Origin of the sequence: Rhodococcus rhodochrous (genome assembly GCF_900187265.1) — a bacterium.
In the GTDB taxonomy this organism is placed as follows: domain Bacteria; phylum Actinomycetota; class Actinomycetes; order Mycobacteriales; family Mycobacteriaceae; genus Rhodococcus; species Rhodococcus rhodochrous.
In genome coordinates this window covers 335,984-352,647 of the sequence record NZ_LT906450.1, presented here as the reverse complement: position 1 = coordinate 352,647, position 16,664 = coordinate 335,984, and the positions used below count along the sequence as shown (strand labels likewise).

The 16,664-nt window shown below is 68.3% G+C and carries 14 protein-coding genes; 4 read left to right on the top strand and 10 right to left on the bottom strand.

The features are described 5' to 3' along the window. Position 1: 1 nt before the first annotated feature. Complete coding sequence (gene mdlC / locus CKW34_RS01625; RefSeq protein WP_059383223.1) at positions 2 to 1,582, bottom strand: benzoylformate decarboxylase; 1,581 nt, start codon at positions 1,580 to 1,582, stop codon at positions 2 to 4. Positions 1,583 to 1,722: 140 nt separating this feature from the next. Here mdlC and CKW34_RS01620 point away from each other — a divergent pair, with 140 nt between their 5' ends. After that, a complete protein-coding gene (locus tag CKW34_RS01620; protein WP_059383224.1) occupies positions 1,723 to 2,640 on the top strand; it encodes a LysR family transcriptional regulator in 918 nt (305 codons plus the stop codon). A 109-nt stretch (positions 2,641 to 2,749) separates the two neighbouring features. On the opposite strand, the gene CKW34_RS01615 is transcribed toward CKW34_RS01620, so the two are convergent. The 7 genes from CKW34_RS01615 to CKW34_RS01585 all read right to left on the bottom strand — a co-directional run bounded on the left by CKW34_RS01615 (position 2,750) and on the right by CKW34_RS01585 (position 10,978). Further along, on the bottom strand, positions 2,750 to 3,505 hold the full coding sequence (locus CKW34_RS01615) for an IclR family transcriptional regulator (RefSeq protein WP_059383225.1): 756 nt from the start codon (positions 3,503 to 3,505) through the stop codon (positions 2,750 to 2,752). Between the two features lie 97 nt (positions 3,506 to 3,602). Further along, complete coding sequence (locus CKW34_RS01610) at positions 3,603 to 5,060, bottom strand: aldehyde dehydrogenase family protein (RefSeq protein WP_059383250.1); 1,458 nt, start codon at positions 5,058 to 5,060, stop codon at positions 3,603 to 3,605. Between the two features lie 34 nt (positions 5,061 to 5,094). Beyond that, complete coding sequence (locus CKW34_RS01605) at positions 5,095 to 5,928, bottom strand: enoyl-CoA hydratase/isomerase family protein (protein ID WP_080968318.1); 834 nt, start codon at positions 5,926 to 5,928, stop codon at positions 5,095 to 5,097. 26 nt (positions 5,929 to 5,954) lie between these two features. Beyond that, complete coding sequence (locus CKW34_RS01600; protein WP_059383226.1) at positions 5,955 to 7,190, bottom strand: CaiB/BaiF CoA transferase family protein; 1,236 nt, start codon at positions 7,188 to 7,190, stop codon at positions 5,955 to 5,957. Then, positions 7,187 to 8,353, bottom strand: a complete 1,167-nt coding sequence (locus CKW34_RS01595) for a beta/alpha barrel domain-containing protein (RefSeq protein ID WP_059383227.1) — start codon at positions 8,351 to 8,353, stop codon at positions 7,187 to 7,189. The genes CKW34_RS01600 and CKW34_RS01595 overlap by 4 nt, the downstream gene beginning before the upstream one ends. Next, complete coding sequence (locus CKW34_RS01590) at positions 8,350 to 9,783, bottom strand: MmgE/PrpD family protein (RefSeq protein WP_059383228.1); 1,434 nt, start codon at positions 9,781 to 9,783, stop codon at positions 8,350 to 8,352. The genes CKW34_RS01595 and CKW34_RS01590 overlap by 4 nt, the downstream gene beginning before the upstream one ends. Before the next feature lie 10 nt (positions 9,784 to 9,793). After that, entirely contained in the window at positions 9,794 to 10,978 is a 1,185-nt protein-coding gene (locus tag CKW34_RS01585; protein ID WP_059383229.1) for an acyl-CoA dehydrogenase family protein, read from the bottom strand. Positions 10,979 to 11,293: 315 nt separating this feature from the next. Here CKW34_RS01585 and CKW34_RS01580 point away from each other — a divergent pair, with 315 nt between their 5' ends. Continuing rightward, positions 11,294 to 12,511 carry an FAD-dependent monooxygenase gene (locus tag CKW34_RS01580; protein ID WP_059383230.1) on the top strand — a complete coding sequence of 406 codons (1,218 nt, stop codon included), beginning with the start codon at positions 11,294 to 11,296 and terminating at the stop codon, positions 12,509 to 12,511. A 44-nt stretch (positions 12,512 to 12,555) separates the two neighbouring features. Here CKW34_RS01580 and CKW34_RS01575 read toward each other — a convergent pair whose 3' ends face one another. Continuing rightward, positions 12,556 to 13,335 (bottom strand): IclR family transcriptional regulator, encoded by a 780-nt coding sequence (locus CKW34_RS01575; protein WP_059383231.1) that lies wholly within the window; start codon positions 13,333 to 13,335, stop codon positions 12,556 to 12,558. A gap of 114 nt (positions 13,336 to 13,449) precedes the next feature. Here CKW34_RS01575 and CKW34_RS01570 point away from each other — a divergent pair, with 114 nt between their 5' ends. Both CKW34_RS01570 and CKW34_RS01565 read left to right on the top strand, forming a co-directional pair. Next, positions 13,450 to 14,490 carry a cupin domain-containing protein gene (locus tag CKW34_RS01570; RefSeq protein WP_059383252.1) on the top strand — a complete coding sequence of 347 codons (1,041 nt, stop codon included), beginning with the start codon at positions 13,450 to 13,452 and terminating at the stop codon, positions 14,488 to 14,490. 5 nt (positions 14,491 to 14,495) lie between these two features. Continuing rightward, complete coding sequence (locus CKW34_RS01565) at positions 14,496 to 15,350, top strand: fumarylacetoacetate hydrolase family protein (protein ID WP_059383232.1); 855 nt, start codon at positions 14,496 to 14,498, stop codon at positions 15,348 to 15,350. A 159-nt stretch (positions 15,351 to 15,509) separates the two neighbouring features. Here CKW34_RS01565 and CKW34_RS01560 read toward each other — a convergent pair whose 3' ends face one another. Then, the gene (locus CKW34_RS01560; RefSeq protein WP_059383253.1) at positions 15,510 to 16,487 is read right to left on the bottom strand and encodes a MarR family transcriptional regulator; all 978 of its coding nucleotides are present in this window, start codon (positions 16,485 to 16,487) and stop codon (positions 15,510 to 15,512) included. Positions 16,488 to 16,664: the final 177 nt, after the last annotated feature.

The window sequence follows — 16,664 nt, the reverse complement described above, 5'->3', positions numbered from 1 at the left end:
CCTACTCGAAGTACGTGACGGATTCGATCAGCACCGGGGAGGTGCCTTCGAAGGCTCGGTGCAGGGCCGCCTTCAGTTCCTCGGCACCGGTGACCCGTTCGCCCTTCACGCCGTAGCCTTCCGCGATCTTGACGAAGTCGATGTCGGGCACGTCGAGTCCTGGGGTCTCGCCGGTGTCCAGAGCGCGGGTGAACCGGCGCAGCGCGCCGTACGTGCCGTTGTTGAGGATGACGAACACCACCGGCACGTCGCGGCGGGCCGCGGTCCACAGTGCGGTGATCCCGAAGTTGGCGGATCCGTCACCGATGGTCGCGACCACGCGACGCTCCGGATGGGCGAGCTGGACGCCGACGGCGGCGGGCAGGCCGAAGCCCAGACCGCCGGAGGCCGGCGAGTAGAACGAACCCGGTTCGACGAGTTGGGTGTGCCGCCAGAACGCGTCCGCCGTGGAGGTCGATTCGTTGACGTAGACCACGTCGCGGGGAGCGATCTCGGCGATGGTGGCGAACACCGTGTCGGGGTGCATGGCCTCGGTGCGATCGGCTCCGCGTGCGAACGCCTCCCGGGCCGGCTCGGCCGGAACGTCGCGGCGGTGGACCCGCTCGGCAAGGATGCGCAGCGTCGCGCCGACCGGGGCGAGGTAGGCCTCGCCGAAGGGAGCGCGGGCGACCTCACCGGTGTCCTCGGACAGGTGCAGCACGCGGGTGCCCTCCGCCAGGAAGGGACCCGGACGGTAGTGGTGGTAGCGGAAGACCGGGGCACCGGCGACGAGCACCACGTCGTGGTCGGCCAGTGCCTCGTGGATGGACATGACGTTGGCGGGCAGCACCCCGCGGAACAGCGGGTGGGTGTTGGGGAAGGGGCACCGCGACGGCGACGGTGCGATCCACACCGCGGCGCCGAGCGCTTCGGCGAGCTGCACCGCGAAGCCGTTCGCGCGCTCCGCGTCGACGTCCGGTCCGAGGACCAGCGCAGGACGGGCGGCACCGTCGAGGGCGGCGAGGAGTTCGGCCGTCATCGCCTCGGACGGCTCGGTCGTCGTGGTGACGCGTCGCTCGGCGAGATAAGCGGTGTTGGCCGGGGCCTCGCGCTCCCAGTCGTCGTAGGGCACCGAGACGTAGACCGGGCCGGGCGCGGGCAGTGTCGCCATGTGGACGGCCTGGCTGATGGTGCGGGGCACGTCCTCGGGGCAGGTCGGTTCGGCGCTCCATTTGGTGAGCGGACGGGTCAGGCTCGCCGCATCGACGTTGGCCAGCATGACCTCCTGGCCGATGGTGTCGCGCACCTGCTGACCCGCGGTGATCACCAGCGGCGAGTGCGAGTACACCGAGTTGGTCAGTACACCCATGCCGTTGCCGGTGCCGGCTGCGGCGTGCAGGTTCACGAAGACCGGCTGTCCGCTCGCCTGCGCGTAACCGTCCGCCATCGCCACCACGGCACCCTCGTGGAGACCGAGGACGTAGTCGAAGTCCTCGGGGAAGTCCTTGAGGAACAGAAGCTCGTTCGAACCGGGGTTGCCGAAGACCGTGGTCATACCGTGCCGGCGCAGCAGCTCGAAGGTCACTTCGCGAATCGTGGGCATGCAGAGGTCCCCTTACAACAGGACGAGAAGAGAATTCGTAGGGTCGGGACGACCACTTGTCAGAACACTATGTTAGGGCGGTCACATAGATCCAATAGATTCTGCCGATCGCATTATTCAATACATCTATAGTCAACCGAATGGCGAACAATTACGACCTCGGTATGCTGCGGGTGTTCGTGTCCGTCTACAAGACCAGAAGCGTCACGCTCGCTGCCGAGAACCTCTTCGTGGCCCAGCCGACCGTGAGTTACGCACTGGGCAAGCTGCGCAAGCGATTCGGCGACGAGCTGTTCGTCCGCCGCCACCAGCAACTCGTACCCACGCGCCTGGCCGACGAACTCTATCCCCGCCTGCGGGAGATCCTCGAGCGTCTCGATGCCGTCATGAACGCCGCCGAGGTGTTCGACCCGGCTGCCACGACCCGGACCTTCCGGTTGGTGTTGTCCGATGTGGGCGTTACGGGACTTCTGCCGAAAATCATGACCGCGTTGTCCGTTCGGGCTCCCCTCGCGAGCGTCGACGTGGTTCCGCTCGCCCTCTCGCACGCGGGCGAGGCGCTGCGGCTCGGGGCCGCCGACGCGGTGGTGTGCACCCCGGTTCTGAACGGGCACGATCTCGACCGCACGCCGCTGTTCACTCAGCCGTACATCGGAGTGCGCCGACCCGACCATCCACGCATCGGATCGACGCCGAGCCTCGAGGAATTCGAGGCGGAACGTCACGTGTCGGTCGCGGTCGAAACCGGACACACCGCAGTGGATCTGCGCATCCGCGAACTCGGGATCCACCGCGACGTCGCAGTGACCCTCCCGAGCTTCACCGGTATCGCCGGCGTGCTGACCTCGACCACCTATCTGGGTTTCGCCCCGCGCGTCTACGCCGAGCGCTCCGCCCGTCTCGGTGAGGTGGGCCTGTACGAATTGCCCTTCGAGGTCCCGGAATCGGTGGTGTCGCTGTACACGATCCGGCGCGACCTGCCGTCCCCCGAGATCGACTGGCTGCGCGAACTCGTCGTCGAGGTCCTCGGCGACGGCTCGACCCCCGACCCGACGTAGCCGTCCGCTCGCCTGTTCGCCATCCGCTACGGCAATGACTGCAGCGGATGACCGGGACGGTAGCGGTTACCGTCGATTGTCGGATACAGCCGACGGCGGGATACGCCGGTCAGAATTCGCCGGTGGCCGCGAGATCGCGGGAAATCGCTCGTGCCGTGGCGATCACGCGCGGCACGATCTGCTGGGGTTGCGGAATCCGGGACTCGGGGAAGGCCACGGTCACGCTGGCGACGATGGCGCCCTGCGAATCGAGCACGGCCGCCGCGACGGAGGTACGGCCGGGCAGGCCGTCGTTGCGGGCGATCCCCACACCCGTGCGGCGGATCTCCGCGAGCTGCGCACGCAGTTCCGGGATACGCGCCGTCATCTCCGGATCCGACGCCGAATCGGCGACGAGTTCGTCCCAGGCCTCGGGACTGTAGGCGAGCAGGACCCGCCCACCACCGGTGCGGTGCAACGGAAGTCTGCGGGTCGCCCGGGAGGAGTTGGCGGTGGGTTTGACGCGGGTGATCCGGTCGGAGAAGATCCCGTCCGATCCGTCCCGCACACCCAGGTAGACGGTGCCGCGTGTGGCGACGTGCAGGTCGACGAGATAGGGCTGCGCGAGCTCCCGTAGACGACGCACCTGCGGCGCACCGATTCCCAGGCTCCAGATCCGCCGTCCGAGACGGTAGCGGCCGTGGGACAGGCGTTCGACGCCCTCCCACCGCACCAGCGCCGCGAGCATCCGATGCACCGTGGCCGGTGGGAGCCCCGTGCGCTCGCAGATCCCCGCGACCGTCATCTCGGCGCCCCCGGCGAAGCAGTCGAGGATCTCGAAGGCACGACCCAGGACCGACCGCTTGCCGTCGTCGTTGTTGCTCATGGCTCGTCCTGGGGTGGTGCGGGATGTGTACGACAACATCGAATCACATCCCGCACGCACCGTCCCGGACAGCCGTGTCGCGCACCGTCGATCGTTCTCAGAACGGATACGGAGCGATCTCCGACCTCACTGTGACCCACTGGGTTTCGGTGAAGGCCTCGAAGTTCGCCGCCGGTCCGCCGAATCGGGAACCCGTTCCCGATGCACCGGTTCCGCCCATCGGTGCGTATGCCTCGTCGCCGACGGTCTGCTCGTTGATGTGCAGCTTGCCGCAGTCGATGCGATCGGCCAGCTGCATCGCCAGACCCACCTCGCCGAGGATGCCCACCGACAGTCCGTACTCGCTCGCGTTCACCAGTGCGACGGCCTCGTCGAGGTCGTCGAACGGCACCACCGGAGCGACCGGTCCGAAGATCTCGTCCGTCCACGCCGACATCGACAGGTCGAGGTCCGCGAGCACGGTGGGCCGGTAGTACTGCCCGTCGTTGGTGCCACCGGCACACACCCGGGCACCGGCGTCCACGGCATCGCGCACGATCGCGTCGATCGACTTCAGCTGTCGCTCGTCGATGATCGGGCCCAGGTCGACGTCGTCGGTGAACGGGTCGCCGACCCGCAGCGCGTCGGCCTTCGCGGCCAGCTTCGCCACGTACTCGTCGTAGATGTCGCGGTGGACGATGTGGCGACCGGTCGCCATGCAGATCTGGCCCTGGTGCAGGAACGATCCGAAGGCCCCGGCGGAGGCGGCGCGGTCGAGGTCCGCACCGGGCAGCACGATCAGCGCGTTGTTGCCGCCGAGCTCGAGGTGAGCGCGCTTGAGCAGGCGCGACGCGGCCTCCCCGACCCGGCGTCCGGCTGCGGTGGAACCGGTGAACGAGATGACGGCGACCTCCGGTGCGGAGACCACGGCCTCCCCGACGTCGGCGCCACCGGTGAGCACGTGGAGCACACCCTCGGGGAGGCCGGCCTCCTCGAAGATCCGCGCGAGAACGACCCCGCCGCTCACGGACGTACGCGGATCGGGCTTGAGCAGCACGCTGTTGCCGAGCGCAAGCGCCGGTGCGACGGAGCGGATCGACAGTGTCAGCGGGAAGTTGAACGGTGCGATCACCGACACCACACCCGCGGGACGGCGACGCGAGAACGACCAGCGGTCGCTGTCGGTGGCCAGCATCTCTCCCGACGGATGTGTCGGAAGACCTGCTGCCTCATAGCATTCCGCACGTGCTGCCGCGAGCTCCCGACCGGCCTTGAGCCGGGTGCCACCCGACTCGCGGACCAGCCACTCCTCGATCTCCCCGGCGTACTCGGCGAACAGGTCGCCGGCGCGGCGCAGCACGGCGGCCCGGTCGGCGGGCTTCGCCGCGGCCCACGCCCCCTGCGCACGGGCCGCGGCGGTGGCCGCAGCCCGGACCTGATCGGCGTCGGCGACACCGATCCGGCCGAGCTCCGCGCCGTTGGCGGCCTCGAGCGCCGGCTGGTCGCCCGCCGCTCCGGGGATCCAGCCACCGCTGTGGATGTTGCCGGCCCAGCGGCCGGGATCGAGAAGGTTCATCATGCTCCTTGCAGGCGCCGCGGCGTTCGGTCGGTCAGCGGTTCTTCCACACGGGTGCGCGCTTCTCGAGGAAGGCGCGGACACCTTCGACGCGGTCCTCGCTCAGGTACGGATTGGGGCCGACGTTCAGGCGCAGGGCGCTCGGAAGCGGCAGGCCCCAGCTCTTGGTGGCCATCTCCTTGTAGCGGCGCAGCGTCACCGGCGAGTTCGCGAGGATGTCGTCGACGTACTTCTGGACCTCGGCCTCGAAGTCCTCGCGCGGGACGACGCGGTTGATCAGGCCCATCTCCTTGGCCTCCTCGACCGGGATGGTCCGCGCGGTGTAGAGCAGGTCCATCGCGACGGCGCGGGGCACCAGGCGCGGCAGCAGCACCGAGCCGAGGTTGGCGCCCATGCCGCGGCGTGCCTCGGTCAGGCCGATCGTGGCGCCCTCGACGGCGATGCGGACGTCGCTGGAGAGCACGATCTCGCAACCACCCGCGATGGCGTGGCCGTTGATCGCGGCGATGACGGGCTTGTACGTCTCGAGCATCACCTCGAACAGCGCGCGGTACAGGCCGGTCATCGGGACGTGGACCTGACGCCCCGAGCGGGCGATGTCGTCCATCTCCTTCATGTCGCCGCCGGCGCAGAACGCCTTGTCACCGGCGCCGGTGATGACGACGGCGAAGACGTCGGGGTCCTCCCCCGCCTCGACGAACGCCTCGGTGAGCTGGTTGACGGTGCGGCGCGCCATCGCGTTGCGGCGATGCGGGCGGTTGATCGTGATCCACGCGGCGTTGCCGCGCACCTCGTAGAGAACCTCGTCGGAGTAGTCCGGCTCGGTGGATGCGGCGTTGTCGACGGAACCGACTTCTGTGGTGGTCATGCTCTTTCGTTCCTTTCGCGGTCTCGTCAGGCCGGGGCCTGCTCGGTGGCGGCTCGCACCACACCGTCGGCGATCAGTGCGCGGATCTCGTCCTCGCTGCGTCCGAGCGCCGCAAGCACCTCGACGGTGTCCTCACCGAGGGCGGGCGGGCACTTGGTCAGCGGCGGGTACTGCCCGTCGAAGGTGACCGGCAGGTTGACGACCTCGAGGTCCTCGACGACGGGATGCGGCAGCGGCTGCAGCATGCCGGTCGCCTTGACCTGCTCGTCGCGGTACACCATGTCGACGGTGTTCACCGGCGAGTGCGGCACATTGGCGGCCTTCAACCGGACGAGCAATTCGTCGAGGGTGAACTGCGAGGTGCGTTCGCCGAGGACGTCCTGGACGAGCTTGCGGTTCTCGACGCGTTCGGGGTTGGTGGTGAAGCCTTCGCGCTCCCCCAGGTCCTGCGCATCGATGGCGCCCAGCAGGCGACGGAAGATGTCGTCGTTGCCGGCCGAGATGAAGATGTGGCCGTCGGCGGTCGGGAAGGCACCGTAGGGCACCACGCCGCGGAAGCCGGAGCCCAGGCGGCGCGGGGCGGGGTTGCCGGCGGCGATCCCGATCAGTGGCGAGGTGATCCAGGTCAGTGCCGTCTGCAGCAGCGAGTTCTGCACGTGGCAGCCGTGGCCCGTCATGTCGCGGCGGCGCAGCGCCTCGAGCACCGACATCGCCATCCACATGCCGGTGCCCATGTCGAGCAGCGAGACGGGCACGCGGGCGGGCTCGCCGCCGTCCTCGCCGGTCATCGACACGATGCCCGAGAACGCCTGCAGCAGCGGATCGTAGGCGGGCTGCATGGCGCGAGGACCGGTGTGGCCGTAGCCGGACATCTCGCAGTAGATCAGGCGCGGGTTGAGTTCGTGCAGGTACTCCCACGTGAAGCCCGCCTTGGCGAGTGCGCCGGGACGGAGGTTCTGGACGAGCACGTCGGCGTCGCGCAGCAGATCGATGAGGATCTTCTTGCCCTCGTCGGTCTTGTAGTCCAGCACGACGGACTTCTTGTTGCGGTTGAACGACATGAACGCGATCGACTCGCCGTTCCACGCGGGCGGGGCCCACTTGCGGGTGTCGTCCCCGGCCTGCCGCTCGATCTTGATGACCTCGGCGCCGAGATCACCGAGGATCTGACCGCCGAACGGTGCGGCGACCGAGGTGCTGATCTCGATCACGCGCAGGCCGGTGAGGGAACCGGGCGTGGGCTCCTGGATGGGAGTGCTCATGCGGAATCTCCTGTTCGGGACGACGCACCGGTGAGCAGCGTGCGTTCGAAGTCGTCGCGGGCGGCCGAGCGGATCTCGGTCTTCCAGGGCGAGAGCGCACCCTCGTAGACCTGCGGTCCGAGCCGGAAATGCTGTGCCTGCTCGAAGGTTTCGATGAACGGCATGTCCATCGCGTAGACGTCACTGCCGTAGGGACGCGGACCCGCCTTCGAGACGTGGCCCCACAGTTCGTGCCCGACGATCTCCTCGGCGAGCACGACGGCCTCGATGAGAGCCGCGAGATCGACGCCGGTGTCGATGCCTTCGCTCTCGAGGAAGTGCACGAAGTCCTCGGTGGGGATCATGCGGGTGAGCCGGCCGTTGCCGCAGTAGGGGCAGCCGCCGAGTCCGCCGATGGCGGTGTCGACGACGAGGGTGTGGCGCTCGTCGAGTTCGCAGAAGGCGGCGTAGGCGCTCAGCGGCGCCATGCCGCGCGCGTTGTGCAGGTGCACCTGGAAGTGCCAGATCTCGGGCCAGGTGTCGAGAATCCGGCGGATCTGGGAACGCATGGCGGCGGGCGTGTTCCAGCTCATCGGATCACCGAGGTGGACGCGCGTGACGGGAACGCCCGCGGCGGTCCACTTGTCGATCTGCAGCTGCAGGATCTCCATGCGGCGGTCCTCGCCGATCTCACCGGTCCAGTTCGATCCCCAGCACGCGTTGACGGAGACCTGGGCCTCCTTCGCACCGCGTTCGACGGCGCGGGCGATGACACCGTCGAGCGCGTCGATCTCGTCCTGCATCGAGCGTGCGGTGTTGCGCTGGACGAAGACGTCGTCGAGGTGGATCTTGGACTGCCCGATGCGCGGATCCGGCGGGGTGATCTTCGGAGCGAACGACGCGCGCCGTTCGACACCCTTCTGGTTGAGTGCCAGGGCGGTGTAGCGCACTCCCTCGACCGGGGTGAAACCCTCGACGATCTTCTCGATCTCCGCCATCTGCGGCACCCACTTGGGTGAGACGAACGAGCCGACCACGATGGTCTTCAGGCCCGTGGCCGAGAGTGCGTCCAGCAGTCGGATCTTGTCCTCGACCGGGATGTGCGCACTCTCGATCTGCATGCCCTCGCGCATGCCTTCCTCGACGATCTCCACCCGCGGGTGCGAGCGCTGTGTGGCGGTCATGCCAGTCGTCCTTCCGTACGGTATTCCGGCGCCAGGGCCGCGGCGACCTGCTGCAGGGCTCCGCCGCGCGCCGATGCGACGAGCGCGGTGTGCAGGGTCGATGCCGCTTCGGCGGTGAGTCCGCCGGTGGCGCAGCAGTCGTCGAACTTGTCTCGTAGTTCCTCGTCGCTCAGTGGGTTGCGTCCGTCGCCGCGGGTGATGTCGACGCGTTCGGTGTGTCGTGCACCGTCCTCGGTGACGACCTCGACCACCGAGTACCCGCCCGAGAAGGTCGGTGCGCCGGCGGGCGGCTCGGCGCTCTCGGTGATGCTCACCGCGTTCATCAGGCGCGTGGTCTCGGGCTCGGCGAATGCGTCCTCGGTGAAGTCGGCCAGGACGACGGCTCCGCGCTGCAGGGCGACCGAGACGGCGTATTCGGCGCTGAACTTCGCGGCCGTGGCCGAGGCCGGCGGGAACGCCACGAGCGCACGGGTTCCCCTCGGGTGCACGGTGATGCGAACCTCGCGGATCGGTGCGCCGGCGATGCGTTCGCGCAGTGCCAGGCTCGCGTCGATGCTGCGGTGCGTGCCGTAGCAGGCGGGATACCGCTTGATACCCCAGTCGGTGGGCCAGGCGTCCAGCCAGTATTCGAGGCGTTCGGCGAGGGTCTCGTCCGGATCGCCGAGCGGTGCCAGTTCGGGATCGCCGTAGCGGTCGAAGAATCCGGCGTCCGCTTCGAGCTCACGAGGGTTGGCGGTGAAGCCGGCCTCGGCGAGGTCGACGGCCGTGACGGCGTCGCGGGCGGCAAGGCCTGCGTGCAGCGGCTTGGTCATCGAACCGAAATTGGGACGCGAGCCCGCAGCCATCGAGGCCACGATGCCCAGGGCGTGCGCCGCGTGCTCGGACGACATCTCCACCAGGCGCGCGACTGCCGCGACCGCGGCGAGTCTGCCCACCGTGGAGGTGGTGTGCCAGCCGCGGGCGTAGTGGACGTGCTGCGGAAGCAGGTCCGCCACCGCGCGGAAGACGGCAGCACCGACGTCGTACGCCTGCACCAGCCGGCGGGTGTCGGCCCCGCGCTGCTCGGCGACGGCGAGCAGCGCGGGAACGATCACCGTGCTGGGGTGGATGGGCATGCTCGGCGAGATGTCGTCGTAGTCGAGCTGGTGCCCGGCGGTGCCGTTGAGCAGCGCTGCGGTGGCAGCGCTCGCCGTGCGGCCCGTCGTCCATACCGTTGCCCGGCCCGAGGTTCCCTCGGCCGCGGCCCAGTTCTGCAGGATCCGTTCGGCGGGCTCGTGCGCGGAGGCGAGAGCCGAGCCGACGGTGTCGACCAGGATGCGGCCGAGAAGGTCCTCGTGCTCGTCGCGGGCGGTCTCGTCGCCCGCGGCGAAGGCGGCCAGCACCGACGTCAGTCCGTCGGTGTCGGTCCGCAGCGGCATGGGTGCACCCATCGTGCTTCTCCTAGTACGACTTCGGCAGGCCGAGCGTCGCGTGCGCGATGCCGGCGAGAACGATGTTGTTGGAGATCGGTGCGGTGGAGGGGAGGCGGGCCTCGCGCCACTTGCGCTCGATGCCGTACTCCTCGGCCGCGGCGTATCCGCCGAAGGTGTCGAAGGCGGCCTGCGCTGCCTGCCAGAGTGCCTGCGAGGCGAGAAGTTTCGCGCCGTTGACCTCGAAGCGGGGGTTCTCGCCGGCGGCGTACATCTCGGCGGCGCGCCAGCGCATGAGCGAGGCGGCCTGCAGGTTCGCGTAGGCCTGGGCGATGGGGAACTGGACGCCCTGGTTCATGCCGATCGGACGGCCGAAGACGTGCCGCTCGTTGGCGTACTGGACGGCGCGGTCGATGAGGTGGAAGCCGGCACCGATGTACTCCGAGGTGACGATGATGCGCTCGGAGTTCATGCCGGAGAGGATGACCTTGAAGCCCTTGTGCTCCTCGCCGATCCGGTTCTCGACCGGCACGCGCAGGTTCTCGATGGCGAGTTCGTTGGTCTCGTGGTTGACCATGGTCTTGATCGGGGTGGCCCGGATGGTGCCGTCCTCGATCGCCTTGCGCAGGTCGACGAGCAGCACGGTGAAGCCGTCGGACGGCTTGGTGGCCTCCTCGCGCTTCTTGGTGCGGGTGAGCAGCAGCAGCAGGTCGGAGTGCTGGATGCGGGAGATGAAGATCTTGTTGCCGTTGACGACGTACTCGTCGCCCTCGCGCTGGGCGAAGGTGCGGATGCGAGTGGTGTCGGAGCCTGCATCGGGCTCGGTGATACCGAAGGACTGCAGACGCAGTTCGCCGGAGGCGATCTTCGGCAGGAAGCGCTGCTTCTGCTCGTCGTTGCCGTGACGGAGCAGGGCACCCATGGTGTACATGCCGGCGCGCGCTGCACCGGCGTGGCAGCCGTTGCGTTCGAGCTGCTCGAGAACGACTGCGGCATCGCGGATATCGGCTCCGCCTCCGCCGTACTCCTCGGGGACGAGCATGCCCATCCAGCCGGTCTCGTAGAGCGTGTCGACGAACTTCTCCGGGTACTCACCGGCGGCGTCGCAGGCACGCCAGTAGTCGTTGTCGAACGGCTCGCACAGCTCGTCGATGGCGCTACGGATGGCGCGCTGTTCTTCCGTGAGACTGAAGGCGGACGATTCGATTGCGGTCACGGCGACCTCTCCTGCATGTCGTGGGTGTGATGACAGCCAATCCGACGCCGGAGCGGCGCAGAAGCCCATCTATCACCCAGTGAAATGGTTCGTGGAAATCGGTGGTCGGGAACTCCCGACGGACGGTAGCCGTGAGATTAGGACCGTCCGGCGCGGTCGAACAACGGCGACTGTCACTCAGTGATAGATCGTTTTCAGAATCGCAGGAATCGAACGGTCGAGGGTTGACCAGCCATTCCCGCGGACCTAATCTGTCCTGCAGAATCGAATTCCTCGATACAGAACATCTCTGTGATCCCCTGGAAAGGTTGCCCTATGAGCACCTCGGCAGAAATCATCGACGTCCCCCTGCTCATCGTCGGCGGCGGCATCGCAGGCCTGGCCACGGCCCTCGGCCTCGCCCGCAAGGGCCGCCCGGCGCACGTGATCGAGCGCGCTCCCGAGTTCGGCGAGGTCGGTGCCGGCATCCAGCTGGCCCCCAACGCCATGGCCGTCCTCGACAGCCTCGGCGTGATGGACGCGATCATGAAGGACGCCGTCCTCCCGCAGAAGAAGCGGTACATGGACGCCGTGACGGGCGAGGAGATCGGCACCGTCGACCTCGGACCGGAGTTCGTCGAACACTACGGCTACCCCTACGTCGTCACGCACCGGGCCGACCTGCACGGCGCCCTCCTCGAGGGCTGCCGCGCGAGCGATCTCGTCACCCTGGAGACGAACCGCGAGGTCCTCCGCGCCGAGAACCTGCCCGACGGCCGCGCGAAGGTGGTCTGCGCCGACGGCACCGAATACGTCGCCGACGCCGTGGTCGGCGCCGACGGACTGCGCTCGGCGATCCGTCCGCTGATCGTCGAGGACGAGCCCGTCCCCTCCGAGTACGTCGCCTACCGCGGCACCGTGCCCATCGAGATGGTGCCGGCCGACGCCGTGGAGACCCCGATGGTGCTGTGCTGGTTGGGCCCGCACATGCACCTGATCCAGTACCCGCTGCGCGGCGGCAAGCTCTACAACAACGTCGCCGTCTTCCGCTCGGATTTCTACTCCCCCGATCACGAGAACTGGGGAACCGAGGAGGAGCTCGACGCCCGCTTCGGCCTGTGCTGCGACAAGGTCCGCGAGGCCGGGCAGTACCTCAACCGCGAGATCCGCTGGCCGATGTACGACCGGGAGCCGGTCACCACCTGGACCTCGGGCGCGGTGAGCCTCATCGGCGACGCCGCCCACCCGATGCTCCAGTACCTCGCCCAGGGTGGCGCACAGTCACTGGACGACTCGCTCGCGATGGTCGACGCGCTCGTGACCGAGCCCAACGTCGAGGCCGCGTTCAAGACCTTCGAGGCACGACGGGCTCCGCACACCGGCAACATCCAGCGCCTCGCGCGGGTCGCCGGCGAGCTGTTCCACATCGACGGGGTCGGGCGGGCGCTGCGCAACTACTCCTTCAAGGACCACAACCCCACCGACTACGAGAACCTCGACTGGATGTTCATGCCGCTGTCGGTGGCCGGCGACACCCGCAACTACCCGTACTGACCTGCATCGTCGCCGGCCGGACCTCCATCCGGCCGGCGACGGGGCTACCGCCCGGAACCGGCCAGGGCGTCGGCGAGTTCGTCGGCCGCCTTCCGCGCGGCGGCGAGCACCTCGCCCCAGCGGTCGACACCGATCCGTCCGGTCGGGAAGGTGATGCCGATGGCGAAGCCCGAGGTTCCCGCCCCGGAGATCCCGGCGGAGGCGGAACCCACCGAGACGGCCACCGCGCTGACACCCGACTCGACCTCGCCGTCCTGCGCGGCGTAACCCCGCTCCCGGATCACCTCGAGCTGGGACAGCAGGGCCTGCCGTTCGGACTGTTCCAGGCCGCTCGGCAGATGGGGCTCGATATCCCCGCCCATCCCGGCGAGCAGCGCCTTACCCATGGCGCTCGAATAGGCAGGCTGCGAATGACCCGACCGGTCGCCCACGCGCAGCAGATGCGGGCTCTCCACCGAGAGCAGCGTCAGGGCCCGATCCCCGTCGAGGGTGGCGAGGTGCACCGTCTCCTGGGTGAGGGCCACGAGCCGCTCGAGGATCGGCCTGGCCAGGTCGATCACCCGGCCTCGGAAATTCGACAACCGCTCCATGGTGGGACCGGCCCGGTACATCTTGGACTCCGGATCCTGTTCGGCGAAGCCGTAGTGCGCCAGCATCTGCAACAAGCGGTGCGCGGTGGACGGGGCGATCCCCAGCAGGGCGGCGGCATCGCCCACCCGCAATCCGTCGGGTCGCTCGGCGACCACGAGGAGCAGTCGGAGAGCCTTGTCGACCGATCCGACCGGATATGCCGGTGCGTCTCGACGCGCAGAGTCAGTGGCCATGATTCTTTATAACAGAACGATTCACCGTTATTCCTTGACCAACCACCCCAAATCCCGTATTAGTTCTGTATCGAGGAATCCACCTCCGCAATGCAGAACAGAGAGGATCGTGCGATGAGTGTCGACACCACCCGGTCCGACGAGACGGTGCACGACGACTTCTACGCCGAACTCGCGGACAACCACTACTCCCCGCTCTGGCAGCTCATGGGCAACCTGGGTCCGGAAGCGAAAACCACTCTGGTTCCGCATATCTGGCGCTACGAGCAGGCGCGTCGACTGATGGTCGAGGCCGGCGAGATCGTCCCGCTCGAGGACGCACTCCGCCGCGTTCTCGGTTTCCGCAACCCCGGCTGCCTCCCGCACCAGCGCACCGGAGCCACCGATACCCTCTGGTCCGCACTGCAATTGGTGCTCCCCGGCGAGGTCGCCCCGGCACACCGCCACACCCCGTCCGCACTGCGCTTCATCGTCGAGGGCGACGGCGCCTACACCGTCGTCAACGGCCAGCGCGTCCCGATGGACGAGGGCGACTTCCTGCTGACTCCCAACGGGCACTGGCACGAGCACGGCCACACCGGCGAGGGTCCGATGATCTGGCTCGACGGACTCGACTCCCCGCTGATGTCGCGGCTGAACCAGTACATCATCGAAGAGGACCCCGAATGCCAGGAGGTGGACGCACCGCTCCCCGCCGCCTACGGCAACGGACTGTTCGCCAAGCCCTGGGGTGAACCCGAAAAGGTCGAGCAGCCACTGGTGTACAAGCTCGCGGATGCACTCGAGACCATCGAGTACCTGCGTACGCGCGAAGGCGATCCCTTCGACGACATCATCGTCGAGTACCGCAATCCGATCACGGGCGGACCGGTGATGACCACCATCGGCGCCTACCTCCAGCTGATCCGCCCGGGCGTCGACACCCGCGCCCACCGGCACACCCACTCGACCGTCTACCACGTGGTCCGCGGATCCGGATACTCGATCGTCGACGGCCGGCGTATCGACTGGACCAAGGGCGACACCATCGCAATTCCGTTGTGGTACGAGCACTCCCACCACAATCCGACCGGCGAGGACGCAATCCTGTTCTCGTACACCGACAAGCCCGCCATCGATGCGCTCGGAATCGGCCGCATCCGACCCAGCGAGTAGGAATCATGAAGCTCTACGTCTACAACGACTACCGACTCGGCGTCGAGGCCACCGACGGCACCCTCGTCGACATCACCGATCTCGTCCCCGAGCACACCGAACCGCGCGAGCGCACGAACGCACTCATCCGCGCCTGGTCGACGGTCTCGGCCGACGTCTCGTCCCGCGTCGCCGCCGGCGGCGGGCAGGCACTGGACTATGTGACCGTCCGGGCGCCGCAGCCCCAGCCGCGCAACCTGTTCGCCGCGCCGGTCAACTACCACAAGCACCAGCAGGAGATGGGTGGGGAGAAGGGCGTCTACACCGATCGCAAGATCCTCGACGTCTCGGTCCGCAAGGGCTTCCTCAAGGCCGTCACGTCCATCGTCGGACCGGACGGCGCGATCGAACTCCCCTACGAGGACCGGCGTTTCGACCACGAGGCCGAGGTCGGCATCATCATCTCGAAGGAGGCGAAGCAGGTCTCCGTCGAGGAGGCACTCGACTACGTCTTCGGTTACACCCCGCTGCTCGACATCACGCTGCGCGGCGACGAGGACCGGTCGTGGCGCAAGTCCATGGACACCTTCACCCCGATCGGCCCCTACATCCTCACCGCCGACGAGGTGGAGGACCCGGAGAACCTCGACTTCTGGCTCACCGTGAACGGTGAGATGCGACAGAAGTCCAACACGTCCTTCCTCATCTGGGGCATCGCGAAGCTGATCTCGGAGTACTCGCAGGTGATCACCCTGCAGCCCGGTGACATCATCGCCACCGGTACCCCCGAGGGCGTCGCGCAGATCGTTCCCGGCGACACCGTCGTGCTCACCATCCCCGCGATCGGCGAGCTGACCATGCCGGTCGTCGCGCGTCCCTAGAGTTCGACCGCAGTAGACCTCGGGCTCCGGGATACCGGAGTCCGTGACACCTCGGACTCCGGTATTCCGGAGCCCGTGCGTCGGTGGCCCGTTCGGGATATCGAGCGCCTGTCGATCGGACCACGAATCCGACTCGAACGGGTCACCGACGCTCTCGTCTCACCGCGCCTGCATCGCGCCGATCGGGTCGATGTACATCACCCGCGACGCCGCACCGAGCGCCGCCGCCGACCGCAGATCGTCGTCGGGTTCCGAGAACCGCAGCGGCACATCGCTGTACGACGACCGTTGCCGGTAACCGTCGGACACGCCCTCACGCTCCGCTCCGTGCCGGGTGAACGCCTCACCACCGAGGGTCACGACGTCGGGATTCACGACGTCGCGCACCGACGCGACCGCGCGGCCGAGGAGCACCGCCCTGTTCGGTGACGGGCCGGCGTCGTCGAACCTTTCCGGACCGAGCGCGGCACAGAACGATTCGATGTCGTCGGCCGACGACCGTGCGAGACCGTCCACGAGCCACGCCATCGAGACCGACTCCTCCGCACACAGATACAGCCAGCTCTCGGGCCGTCGTCGGAAGACGCTCTCGAACCGGCGGTATTCGACCTCCGCGACCGCCTCCACGTACGGAACGACCGTGTACGGCGTGGGCACGATCGCCCGGAACAGCACATCCACGGGCGCTTCGCACCAACCCAGTCGCGGGTGATCGAGCGCGCCTCGGTGCTCGTCGTACAGGCCGCCCACCGCCAGGCCCGCCCACAACGGTTGCCTGCCCTGCAGTTCCGACTCGTGCACCCGCAGCGCCGCGCCGATCGCGGCGAACACGTCGAACGCCGACGCCGGTGTCGCGAAGGTGGTCCGGTGCAGTTCCCGCCCGAGCAGGTCGCCGGAGACCACCCAGGTCTCCCGCTCCCCCAGATGGATGCCGGCGAGGAAGCCTCGTTCGGTGTCCACCTCCACCGGCACGTGCGGCCTGCCCACCCGTCCCCGCGGAGCGAGATCGGGGCGGTCGCGCAGCAAGCCGTGCTCGAGCAGCGCCGTCACCGCCCGGTTGACCGTCGACGCCGACAGGCCCGTGGACTCGGCGAGCATCGTGCGCGTCGCCGGCCCCCCACCTCGCAGGTGCTGCATGATCCACCCCGCCGGGGTGGTCTCGTCGACTCGGAAGACCCCCGGTCGTACCGAGCGCACCGAACCCCCCGGTCGTGCCGAGCGCACGAGTTCGAGAGGCGACCGCACCGCTGTTGTCCGCACCCCCGTCATGGCCAGAAGTGTCCCGGTCCGCCCGCGAGGACGGAATGGTTTGTA

Coding starts and splice junctions, on each gene's coding strand:
- CKW34_RS01595 (WP_059383227.1), bottom strand. CDS start 8,353: ATGACCGCCACACAGCGCTCGCACCCGCGGGTGGAGATCGTCGAGGAA.
- mdlC (WP_059383223.1), bottom strand. CDS start 1,582: ATGCCCACGATTCGCGAAGTGACCTTCGAGCTGCTGCGCCGGCACGGT.
- CKW34_RS01615 (WP_059383225.1), bottom strand. CDS start 3,505: ATGAGCAACAACGACGACGGCAAGCGGTCGGTCCTGGGTCGTGCCTTC.
- CKW34_RS01620 (WP_059383224.1), top strand. CDS start 1,723: ATGGCGAACAATTACGACCTCGGTATGCTGCGGGTGTTCGTGTCCGTC.
- CKW34_RS01565 (WP_059383232.1), top strand. CDS start 14,496: ATGAAGCTCTACGTCTACAACGACTACCGACTCGGCGTCGAGGCCACC.
- CKW34_RS01590 (WP_059383228.1), bottom strand. CDS start 9,783: ATGGGTGCACCCATGCCGCTGCGGACCGACACCGACGGACTGACGTCG.
- CKW34_RS01605 (WP_080968318.1), bottom strand. CDS start 5,928: ATGACCACCACAGAAGTCGGTTCCGTCGACAACGCCGCATCCACCGAG.
- CKW34_RS01580 (WP_059383230.1), top strand. CDS start 11,294: ATGAGCACCTCGGCAGAAATCATCGACGTCCCCCTGCTCATCGTCGGC.
- CKW34_RS01600 (WP_059383226.1), bottom strand. CDS start 7,190: ATGAGCACTCCCATCCAGGAGCCCACGCCCGGTTCCCTCACCGGCCTG.
- CKW34_RS01610 (WP_059383250.1), bottom strand. CDS start 5,060: ATGAACCTTCTCGATCCCGGCCGCTGGGCCGGCAACATCCACAGCGGT.
- CKW34_RS01575 (WP_059383231.1), bottom strand. CDS start 13,335: ATGGCCACTGACTCTGCGCGTCGAGACGCACCGGCATATCCGGTCGGA.
- CKW34_RS01560 (WP_059383253.1), bottom strand. CDS start 16,487: ATGCAGCACCTGCGAGGTGGGGGGCCGGCGACGCGCACGATGCTCGCC.
- CKW34_RS01570 (WP_059383252.1), top strand. CDS start 13,450: ATGAGTGTCGACACCACCCGGTCCGACGAGACGGTGCACGACGACTTC.